Genomic DNA, 11,854 nt, shown 5'->3' with positions numbered 1-11,854 from the left:
ATTAACAAAACAAATGCTACTCTTTTACCTCTTTATCTCATCCCTTAATCCGAGCTGAGGTTACATAATTTAATTAATACCTAATATTGTTAATAATCCTAAGCACAATGAGTTTTTTTTCGACCAATAACACAGTATTCTTGTATCAAGCCCACAAATTATGAAGCAGTACCTATACCTGCAATCAAAAATAGCAGATCATACTCATATTGTTTTATATATTGTTTTTCCACAGATAAGGTATTTCATGCATTATACGCTTAAGCAAATAGCCGTTTTCGATGCCGTCGCAAGTTTAGAGAGTGTCAGCGCTGCGGCCAAAAAACTGTCAATGAGCCAATCAGCGGTTAGCATGTCGTTAAGCCAGCTCGAACACTTATTAGACCGGCCATTATTTATTCGCCAAGGTAATCGACTTATTTTGAGTCATTGGGGCCGATGGTTACGCCCTAAAGCTCAAAAACTACTGCAAGATGCCCATCGAATTGAATCTGGACTTCATGAACAGCACATCATCAGCGGTACAGTAAAATTATGCTCTAGCCAAACGGCCGCGGAGCATTTACTCCCCGCTCTTATTAGTAAAATTGATAATGATTTTCCCGAACTTAGAATCGAAATTGCAGTCGAAAATAGCGATAAAGTGGCTCAAGAGGTCCTCGACTATCAATTTGATTTAGGCGTGATTGAAGGCCGCAATGACGATAGTCGATTACATCAAGAACCTTGGATTGATGATCACCTTGTGGTTATCGCCTCACCGAATCATCCGTTCGCGCAAAACGAACGCACTAGTATTGCCCAATTAGAACAAGCCAAATGGGTGCTAAGAGAGCCAGGGGCTGGCACGCGACGTATTTTTGATGCAGCAATCCACGGCTTAATCGTTAAATTAAATGTCTGGAAAGAATATGAGCATGTCGGGCTATTAAAGGCTTTAGTCAAGAATGGGGTTTATTTAAGCTGCTTGCCCTATTTAGATGTAGAAAAAGACGTGGCCAAAGGAGAATTAGTCATGCTGACCACGCCAGAGTTAAACTTAAACCGCCATTTATCGTTTATTTGGCGTCAAGATACCGGTGAAAACCCACTACGAGATTGTCTCATTGCAGAAGCAAAGCGTGTCTCTCACAGTTAACGACCCATCGATACATCTACGTGTCGATCAATAGACTTCAGCAATCGAGTTACTAACCGCTAGATTGCTTTTTTCCTCAGTTGCCAAATCAAACTTCGACACCGCAAAGTTGTTCATTTTATTGGATGATTTATGCTGATATTGGGGTGTTAGCCTAACGATTCCTCAACCGCTATTAAATCATTTTCACCTGTTATTGCTAAGGACTGAGCCGCAGCGGATTGAGCTGCCGATAGAGCTCTGCATGACTCAAGCCGCACTTATTACCAGCAAATGAACGCGCTGTTAAATCAAGCTTATGTTTGTGTTTACAAACACAGTAAATGCCGCTACTTAATGTGTGACTTGGTACTGGGTAATATTTGTTACCATCCCCATTAGATTATTATTAACCATAGGGCCATAAAACGCCTGTATCCCTTTGACATTCAAATTATCAAACACCACGATATCACTGGCCTTAGCCATAGTTAGATACTTGGTTGGCGATCCCTAAGCGTTGTGGAAGATTTCCCCGTAAAGAGGATGGAGACGGTCTTTAGTTTTGTACTCGCGGTTTGAACCCTTCTTTTTGCGGCTCAACTGGACTTAAATTTGGTTACTTTTTTTGACGACGTCTTTAGCAACTTAGCATTGATAACCAATACAGAATTTTAGCCGACAACAATATTAACGATTAATGCCGTAGCAACAACCGGAGACAGTCGTTATTTTGCCGTCTTACATTCAGCTTCTTGCACCAATGAAACATGCCATTTATCGTGGCTCAATGGCACCGTTATCGTCTTAATGCCATTCTTTAGATTGCGGTGCTGGTTTATCAATACGTTGCCCTCTTAGGGAATACTGATTTACCTATTCTCAATACAATTACAATTACAATGAGAATTAGAATGGCAACATCTGCAGTTAACATAAATTGCGGTTGCAGCCATGGCGCCTTTTGCACTGAAATGTTCTATATTTATAATCATGATCAAGATGGTGACGCCTGCAAATACCTTTTTTTTAGGCGACCTCAGGATACCGCCATCAACAATTAAGTAGAATTGAACCAGACTGATACTATGTATCAATATTATTGATTTGGATTGATATTTTAAAGGCTGTCTTGCTGGAATAGCTGACTATTATGCCAATTTTCCGTTCTAACTTTGCCATCAACTTGTTAACCAGCTCTCACTTCCAGCAAACAAAACAGTAACTTTCTTGAAACCTGAGTGATGCAACCTCATCGCTATGCTAAAATCACTAAGGTAAATTGGTATGACCAAAGCAAGGCCGAAATAAGGACGTCACTGTAATGCCTCGCGACAAAGGTATTGCAGCTGAACAAAGTGATATGAGCCAATTTAGGCTCGCTGGCAAGCTGCTCTCATAGACATCGCCGTCACTTCAAAGGAACACACTCAAACTTCATCATTTGATGGACTAACCTGTTCTTTTCGGAGAATGAGAAATTATGTCAGAAACTGTCAGCAATTCAGAAAAAAAAGCTCAAGAAGCTAGCTATAGCGAGCTTCATCGCCCCGCGAGCGAATTTGAAAGTCGCGATGCCTATTTAGAAAACGAACTCAAAATAATGAAGCCAAGACGCTGGAGACTCAATCTTCCTGGGCGTGATTTTCGCTTTGAATGGGAAGACTTAGTTCCAGCCATTGCAGGAACAATTGGGATTACTGTGATGTATTCCGCAGTAATGGCTGCTTGGGCTGCAGGCCTAAGTGATAAATGGGACCACGTGAGTCTTGGGGCTGAATTTGCTATCCAAATAGTCCGTGTAGAAATGCTAATACCAGCACTACTATTTTGTATCATTAGCTCTGGTTTTATTAATCCAAGAGCCAATCTCGGTGGCAACCATGGGCCGATGATCCCGTTAATTGGTACCATCGCACTCGCCGGTGCTCATCCCTTAGCATTGGCAATCCTCATTGGCATATTTGGCTTATTATTAAGTTATTTCAAAGGTGGCTCTAAACTGGTTAACCTCACCAGTAGCGGCGTGGCTGGCGGCTTATTAGTGTTCCTAGGGTTTATGGGTGCAAAAAGTCAGATAGGCTCGTTATTTACTTGGGCAGGAGGACTTCAAGCCAAGCATGGCCTTGACTACTCACTCGGTTATGTCGCATTTGCCATATTATTAGTTAACGTGATTATCTATGCCGCACTAGCTAAATACGGTAAACGTTGGTTAGCCATTCCTTTGTGTTCTATTGCGGCTGTCGCATTGTCATTTGGTCTCGGCGCGGGTTTAGATCTGCAATTTACCACAGCTCCTGGCATTCCCAATCTCAATCCTGTTTATTGGTGGGGCTCAACTGATCAAGGTTGGCAGTTAGGTTTACCTAATATGGCGCATTTTATTGCATCATTACCGTTCGCCATTCTTGCTGTTGCCATGTGGTCGCCTGATTTCCTTGGTCATCGTATTTTCCAAGAATTAAATTATCCAAAAGGGGCTGAAAAGGTACTGATGGATGTCGATGACACCATGGCTACTTGTTCAGTAAGACAGATCGTTGGCACCGCAGTCGGAGGCGGTAACATTACCTCTTCTTGGGGAACTTACATGATCCCTGCCGCCATTGCCAAACGCCCTATTCCTGCTGGAGCAATCTTACTCGGTATCATGTGTATTGTTGTTGCTATCTTGGGTTACCCAATGGATATAACCGTATGGCGCCCTGTAATGGCGATTGCACTGCTAGTGGGTGTATTCCTACCGTTACTTGAAGCAGGCTTGCAGATGGTTAAAGACACCACGAGTAGCCAAGCTGCAGGTATCTGTATTTTTGCTTCATTTGTGGCCAATCCAGTATTAGCGTGGGCATTGACTATGCTGCTTGATAATAATGGCTTAATTGGTGATAAAGAGCGTCCTAAAACCTTATCATTTGCCGACCGTATCGTCATCCCGAGTCTTGCATTTGTTATTTGTTTAGCGGCCATGTTAGCAGTAGGCATGATCGAAGGGATACCTGGGTTCTTATAATCCCGTCATGCTCAGCAATACCAAAATATAAAGGCGAGATTGACAAGGGTTTCGCCTTTCTATTTGCTGACAATTCTATGTTCAACTCTTAATTCTAGATAGATTTGTTAGACAGCTAACACTTTTAGAATTTAAATATCAATTTTACCGATATGGTCAATCAGCTGTGCTATTATTAACCCATGGATAAATGGTCTTACCAATTATACATTAGCTGAAACAATATCGATTAGCGTCATTACAAAAGTCAGGCAGAACATTTCTGACACCAATGTCGCAGAACATGTTAACGGCTCAATCTAGCGAATGCGCCTAGACGACAGAATGTAAACACTTACGGATAACATCACCTTGTACTATTTGAGATGATGCCCGTAGAAAATCAACCAGAGGGTTAAATAAATGACAGATAAAACCGAACTATTTGCCAACGCGTGGGAAGGTTTCGTAGCTGGCGATTGGAAAACAGAAGTTAACGTACGTGACTTTATTCAACAAAATTACACACCATATGAGGGTGACGAATCATTCTTAGCTGGTGCAACTGCTGCAACATTAACTTTGTGGGACAAAGTAATGGAAGGCATCAAAATTGAGAACCAAACTCATGCTCCTGTCGATTTCGATACAGAGGTGGTCTCGACTATCACGTCTCATGATGCTGGTTATATCAATAAAGATCTAGAAACCATCGTTGGTTTACAAACAGAAAAGCCGCTAAAACGTTCGATGTTGCCTAATGGCGGTATTCGCATGGTTGAAGGTTCATGTAAAGCTTATGGCCGTGAACTCAACAAAGATGTTAATTACGTTTATTCTGAATTACGTAAAACCCATAACCAAGGTGTGTTTGATGTTTATACCAAAGAAATTATGGCTTGTCGTAAATCAGGCGTATTAACCGGTTTACCTGATGCTTATGGTCGTGGTCGTATTATCGGAGATTACCGCCGCATTGCTTTGTACGGTATTGATTTCCTAATGCAAGATAAGTTTGCCCAATTCAGTTCACTGCAAGCGCAGTTTGAAGCCGGCGAAGATTTATCAAGTGTGATCCAATTACGTGAAGAAATTGCTGAGCAACATCGTGCTTTAGGCCAAATGAAAGTTATGGCGGCCAAATACGGTTGTGATATTTCTGCACCGGCTCAAAATGCCAAAGAAGCGATCCAATGGACTTACTTTGGTTACCTTGCTGCAGTAAAAAGTCAAAATGGCGCAGCAATGTCACTCGGTCGTACCTCAACTTTCATTGATGCCTACATTGAGCGTGACATTAAAAATGGTGTTCTTAATGAGCAGCAAGCCCAGGAAATGGTTGACCATTTCGTAATGAAATTGCGTATGGTTCGTTTCTTACGTACACCTGAATACGATGAATTATTCTCTGGCGATCCAATTTGGGCCACTGAATCTATCGCGGGTATGGGTCTTGATGGTCGCCCACTGGTCACCAAATCTAGTTTCCGCTTCTTACATACCTTATACAACATGGGCGCAAGCCCTGAGCCAAACATTACCGTGTTATGGTCAACACAATTACCACAAGGTTTTAAAAGCTACTGTGCCAAAGTGTCTATTGATACCAGTTCAATTCAATATGAAAACGATGATTTAATGCGCCCAGACTTTGGGTCGGATGATTACGCCATCGCCTGTTGTGTTAGCCCAATGATTTTGGGTGAAGATATGCAGTTTTTCGGTGCTCGCGCTAACTTAGCCAAAACCATGTTATATGCCATTAACGGTGGTGTTGACGAAAAACTTAAAACCCAAATCGCGCCAAAATCTGACAAAATCACTGCCGAAATACTTGATTTTGATGATGTAATGTCACGTTTTGACAGCTCAATGGACTGGCTTGCAACACAATATGTGTCTGCACTTAACGCGATTCACTTTATGCATGACAAATACTCTTATGAGTCAGCGTTGATGGCATTACATGACCGTGATGTGCGCCGCACAATGGCCTGTGGTATTGCCGGTTTATCGATTGTAGCCGATTCATTGTCAGCGATGAAGTACGCTCAAGTTAAGCCTATCCGCGACGAAGATGGTATTGCGGTTGATTTTGATATTCAAGGTGATTATCCAAAATTTGGTAATAATGATCCTCGTGTTGATGACATGGCTTGCGATTTAGTTGAACGTTTTATGGCGAAAATTCGCACTAAAACAATGTATCGTAATGCGATCCCAACACAATCAATCTTAACCATTACTTCAAACGTGGTTTATGGTAAGAAAACCGGTAACACTCCTGACGGTCGTCGTGCTGGTGCGCCATTTGCTCCAGGTGCAAACCCAATGCATGGCCGTGATGAAAATGGTGCAATTGCTTCATTAACATCGGTTGCTAAACTGCCATTTGCCCACGCACAAGATGGTGTTTCTTATACTTTCTCTATCGTGCCAAATGCATTAGGTAAAGATGATACGGGTCGTCGTACTAACTTAGCGTCACTGATGGATGGCTACTTCTTAAGCAAGCCAAATCGTGAAGGTGGCCAACACTTAAACGTTAACGTGATGAACCGTGAAATGTTAGAAGATGCTATTGTTAATCCGGATAAATATCCACAATTAACCATACGTGTATCGGGTTATGCTGTTCGCTTTAATGCGCTCACCCCAGAGCAGCAGCAAGATGTTATCACTCGTACATTTACAAAAAGTATGTAGTCTCTGCTAAAATTGGCTGTATCGATGGGTGATTTCTTATCGATACAGCCTTTTTTATAGACATTTAAGGAACAACAATGACGTTAGGTCGCATACATTCAGTTGAATCATTCGGAACCGTTGACGGTCCGGGGATCCGCTATATCGCTTTTATGCAGGGGTGCCTTATGCGCTGCCAATATTGCCATAATCGTGATACATGGGATCTGGACGGCGGCAAAGAAACTTCTGTTGCTGAAATAATGGACCAAGTCATTGCTTATAAACCATTTTTAGAAGCCAGTGGTGGGGGTATTACTGCTAGTGGTGGTGAGGCTATTTTACAAGCTCAATTTGTGAGTGAATTATTTAAAGCCTGTAAAACTGAAGGGGTACACACCTGTTTAGACACCAACGGTTTTGTGCGTAAATATGAACCTGTGATTGATGAGTTGCTCGACAATACAGACTTAGTATTACTTGATATCAAACAAATGGACGATACCAAGCACATCGAGCTGACAAAAGTCAGTAACCATCGAACACTACAATTTGCCCAATATCTTGCTAAACGAAATATCAAAACCTGGATCCGTTACGTGGTCGTCGCCGGATTTACAGAAGACCTTGAGTCAGCCATTGCATTAGCTGAGTTCATTAAACCAATGAATAACGTTGAAAAAGTTGAGTTATTGCCGTATCACCCTTTAGGGCAGCATAAATGGCAAGCCTTTGGCGAAACATACACCATGGCAGATGTTTCACCGCCGAGTACCGAAACTATGCAGAAAATTCAGCAGGTATTTTTAGATCGAGACATTAACGCGACATTTTAGTCACAATAAAAAAAATAGACTTAAATTAGCAGTGACTTATAAAAAAGAGCGATTACAGTTCATCCCAATAACTTTGATCTAAGCGTTCAAAAGCCAGTTTCAAAATGGCTGCCATATCTGAATAACAGGCTGTCGAGCCTAATGGTTGGCAATAGATACCCATCTCAGTCAATGTTGAACTGAGTTGATTGCTCCAATCGAATAACGATAAAGGCAATGGATGGCGTGCTCGCCAACCTAACCATAATAAGCCTTGTAATGGCAGGCTGATAAAAAACAGTAACATCGTTAATGCTTGCGGTAAATAATCCCAGCCCAATACATAGAGTTGGCTGGCCGCAACCACCAATGCCAATATCGGCATTGCGATAATAGCTAATTGAGTCGCTTTGACGACACGGTACTCTGGGAAATAAAACCCAAGTTGCCTAACCATTGGCCAGGTCTTCATATAACGTTGACCGTCACCAAGTAATTTAACCAAATTCATGTTCAATATACGGCTACCTTTACAGCTTAGGACATGAGTATAACGATAACATAATACAGTGTCATGCCCAAAATGCACTGGCCGATTTGCCACTATAATGATTTAACTTACAGTCGCAAATCACAACAAGAACAGCGAAGTATGGCGTTTATGAATGATCATAAACCTTAATCAAAATGGAATTTTCCTTTTTCATTTAGTTTCATTGACTTAAAAGGCGTTAACATGTCAGACAAATTAGTACTCGTGCTCAACTGCGGTAGCTCATCATTAAAATTTGCCATCATTGATGCTCAATCAGGCGATGATAAAATTTCTGGTCTAGCAGAATGTTTTGGTTTAGAAGATTCACGCATTAAGTGGAAATTTAATGGCAACAAACATGAAGCCAGTTTAGGTGCCTTTACTGCACATCGCGAAGCGGTAGAATTTATCGTTAATAACATCTTGGCAGAACACCCAGAACTTGCGGCTAAAATTAAAGCCGTTGGCCACCGTATCGTCCATGGTGGTGAAAAGTTTACCCGCTCTGTTATTGTTACCCCTGAAGTCATTCAAGGTATTGAAGATTGTGCGTCGTTAGCTCCACTGCATAATCCGGCGCATTTAATTGGTATTCGTGCTGCAATAGCGTCTTTTCCTAACTTGCCACAAGTGACTGTATTTGATACCGCATTTCACCAAACCATGCCGGAAAAAGCTTATATTTATGCCCTACCTTACAAATTGTATCGTGAACATAGTATTCGCCGTTATGGCATGCACGGTACGAGTAATTTATATGTCTGTCGCGAGGCGGCCAAAGTATTAGGCAAAGACACAAAAGACATCAACGTTATTTGTGCACATTTAGGCAATGGCGCATCGGTAACAGCCATTAAAGGCGGCATAAGTGTTGACACGTCTATGGGCTTAACCCCACTAGAAGGGTTAGTCATGGGCACACGTTGTGGTGATTTAGATCCATCGATTATTTTTCATCTCGTTAATCAACTTAATTATACCATTGATGAAGTTAATAACCTGCTGAATAAGCAAAGTGGTTTGCTCGGTATTTCAGAATTGACCAATGATTGTCGTGGTATTGAAGAAGGTTATCATGACAACCATAAAGGGGCCACGTTAGCCCTAGATATTTTCTGTTACCGTTTAGCTAAATATATCGCCTCTTACACTGTGCCACTAGGCCGTTTAGACGCCATTATCTTTACCGGTGGCATTGGCGAGAACTCAAAACTTATTCGCGAAAGAGTTCTTAATTTATTAGAAATATTTAACTTCAAAGTCGACGACGACTTGAATACAGCGGCTCGTTTTGGCCAACAAGGTATCATTACCAAAGAAGGCAGCCCTATTGCCATGGTCATACCGACAAATGAAGAGTGGGTCATTGCTGAAGATGCAATCAAGTTGGTCACAGCTAAATAAGCCCCTATTCGGTCTTATACTCGGTTAATTAACATGAACAATACGCACACAAGAGGTCGTTATGTCTCGTAATATTTTACTTATTCCAATCGGTATTGGAGTAGGATTAACATCACTTAGCTTAGGTATGGTTCGCGCCCTAGAACGTAAAGGCGTTAAAGTACAATTCTTTAAACCTATTGCACAGATCCGCTCGGGTGATACAGGTCCTGAACGTTCAACCACCATTTTAAGTACCTCACCAACGGTCAATCCGTTAGAGCCATTTTCAATGGAACACGCTGAAGCCTTAATCCGCACAGAGCAAGTTGATGTCTTAATGGAACAAATTATTGCCCGCACTGCAGAATGCGCCAGCAATACTGAAATCTTAGTCGTTGAAGGCTTGGTGCCGACACGTAGCCACCCTTTTGCTGATGACATTAACTACGAAATAGCTAAAGCACTAGATGCTGATGTTATTTTCATCGCAACACCAGGGGTTGATACGCCTAATGGGTTAATGAATCGATTAGAAATCACCTATAACTCTTGGGGCGGACAAAAAAACAAGCGCATAATTGGCGCCATCATTAATAAAATTGGTGCGCCAGTTGATAATGAAGGTCGTACTCGTCCTGATTTATCTGAAGTGTTTGTTAATAAGCAAATTAACGCCACTGATAGCGCGGACATGTTCCAACTACCCAGTAAAAGTCCACTGCGCATTTTAGGTAGAGTGCCATACAATTTAGAGTTAATTGCACCGCGCGCATCTGATTTAGCAAAACACTTAAATGCTAAAATCATTAATGCCGGTGAAATGAATACTCGCCGTATGCGCCGGGTTACATTTTGTGCTCGCAGTCTTCCAAACTTGGTTACTCACATCAAAACCAATTCACTTTTAGTGACTTCAGGTGATCGCTCTGACGTCATCGCATCAGCTTGTTTAGCGGCGATGAACGGCGTTAAAATTGGCGCACTATTGCTTACTGGTGGCTACCAGCCTGAGCCAGAAATTATGAAGTTGTGTGAGCAAGCATTTGAAACCGGCTTGCCAGTGTTCTTAATTGAATCAAACACATGGGAAACGTCACTCAATATCCAACGTTTTGACCATGAAGTGCCTGTGGATGATGCGGTTCGCGTTGACAAAGTACAAGAATACGTTGCAGGCCATATCGACCAAACTTGGATTGAAAGCATCACTCAAGACTCTCCTCGAGAACACCGCTTATCACCGCCAGCATTCCGTTATAAGTTAACCGAACTGGCCCGTGCAGCACGTAAAACCATCGTGCTACCCGAAGGTGAAGAACCGAGAACCGTTAAAGCGGCAGCTATTTGTGCAGAACGTGGTATTGCTCGTTGCGTATTATTAGGTAACCGTGAAGAGATCTTGCGTGTCGCATTACAACAAGATGTCATTTTAGGTGAAGGCATCGAGATCATTGAGCCTGTTAGTGTGCGTGACAAATATGTTGAACCTATGCTCGAATTACGTCGCAGCAAAGGATTAACAGAAGTGGTAGCCCGAGAGCAACTAGAAGACAACATGGTGCTTGGAACCATGATGCTGGCACAAGATGAAGTTGATGGTATTGTGTCTGGTGCGGTTCATACTACTGCACAAACTATTCGCCCACCACTGCAATTAATTAAAACCGCACCAGGTTCTAGCTTGGTATCGTCGATTTTCTTTATGCTGATGCCAGATCAAGTACTCGTGTATGGTGATTGTGCCATTAATCCAGATCCAAATCCTGAGCAGTTAGCCGAAATCGCGATTCAGTCAGCGGAATCAGCTAAAGCCTTTGGGATTGAACCTCGTGTCGCGATGATCAGTTACTCAACAGGTACCTCTGGCACCGGGTTGGGTGTTGATAAAGTGCGTGAAGCCACTCGAATTGCCAAAGAAAAACGTCCCGATTTAATCATCGATGGTCCGTTGCAATACGATGCAGCCGTTATGCCTAACGTCGCTCAATCTAAAGCGCCTAACAGCCCAGTTGCGGGTAAAGCGACCGTATTTGTATTCCCAGACTTAAATACGGGTAACACAACATACAAAGCAGTACAGCGTAGTGCTGATTTAATCAGTATCGGTCCGATGCTTCAAGGTATGCGTAAACCGGTTAACGATTTATCACGTGGCGCATTAGTCGATGATATTGTTTACACTATTGCATTAACCGCCATTCAAGCAGCACAAAACAGTGCCAAATAAATTGCGGTATATCGGCTTAACACCGAGGTAATTCGCAATAATTTACCACTAAAAAAGCACTGATAATTATCAGTGCTTTTTTGTGTCTGATTAT

Annotated in this window: 7 protein-coding genes; 6 read left to right on the top strand and 1 reads right to left on the bottom strand. The window is 42.1% G+C overall.

Going from position 1 to position 11,854, the window contains the following annotated elements; genetic code table 11:
* Nucleotides 1-247 precede the first annotated feature (247 nt).
* From AAEY93_RS04700 to pflA, 4 genes are all read left to right on the top strand, one after another.
* Nucleotides 248-1,138 (top strand): LysR substrate-binding domain-containing protein, encoded by an 891-nt coding sequence (locus AAEY93_RS04700; RefSeq protein WP_124011791.1) that lies wholly within the window; start codon nt 248-250, stop codon nt 1,136-1,138.
* 1,462 nt (nt 1,139-2,600) lie between these two features.
* Complete coding sequence (locus AAEY93_RS04695; RefSeq protein WP_101032145.1) at nt 2,601-4,133, top strand: DUF3360 family protein; 1,533 nt, start codon at nt 2,601-2,603, stop codon at nt 4,131-4,133.
* A gap of 402 nt (nt 4,134-4,535) precedes the next feature.
* Nucleotides 4,536-6,818 (top strand): formate C-acetyltransferase, encoded by a 2,283-nt coding sequence (gene pflB, locus AAEY93_RS04690; RefSeq protein ID WP_351075208.1) that lies wholly within the window; start codon nt 4,536-4,538, stop codon nt 6,816-6,818.
* A 77-nt stretch (nt 6,819-6,895) separates the two neighbouring features.
* Entirely contained in the window at nt 6,896-7,633 is a 738-nt protein-coding gene (pflA, locus tag AAEY93_RS04685; RefSeq protein WP_351075206.1) for a pyruvate formate lyase 1-activating protein, read from the top strand.
* Nucleotides 7,634-7,685: 52 nt separating this feature from the next.
* Here the strand turns inward: pflA and yfbV are convergent, their stop codons facing one another.
* Nucleotides 7,686-8,123: a terminus macrodomain insulation protein YfbV gene (gene yfbV / locus AAEY93_RS04680; RefSeq protein ID WP_198554811.1), complete on the bottom strand. Its 438-nt coding sequence runs from the start codon at nt 8,121-8,123 to the stop codon at nt 7,686-7,688.
* A 225-nt stretch (nt 8,124-8,348) separates the two neighbouring features.
* Between yfbV and ackA the strand changes: the two genes are divergently transcribed.
* Together ackA and pta are read left to right on the top strand one after the other, a co-directional pair.
* Complete coding sequence (gene ackA / locus AAEY93_RS04675) at nt 8,349-9,551, top strand: acetate kinase (RefSeq protein ID WP_101032149.1); 1,203 nt, start codon at nt 8,349-8,351, stop codon at nt 9,549-9,551.
* A gap of 61 nt (nt 9,552-9,612) precedes the next feature.
* On the top strand, nt 9,613-11,760 hold the full coding sequence (gene pta, locus AAEY93_RS04670; RefSeq protein WP_101032150.1) for a phosphate acetyltransferase: 2,148 nt from the start codon (nt 9,613-9,615) through the stop codon (nt 11,758-11,760).
* Nucleotides 11,761-11,854: the final 94 nt, after the last annotated feature.

It is taken from the genome of Shewanella sp. CAL98-MNA-CIBAN-0140 (assembly GCF_040309905.1).
Lineage (GTDB): Bacteria > Pseudomonadota > Gammaproteobacteria > Enterobacterales > Shewanellaceae > Shewanella > Shewanella psychromarinicola.
This window is presented reverse-complemented; position numbering and strand designations above follow the sequence as displayed.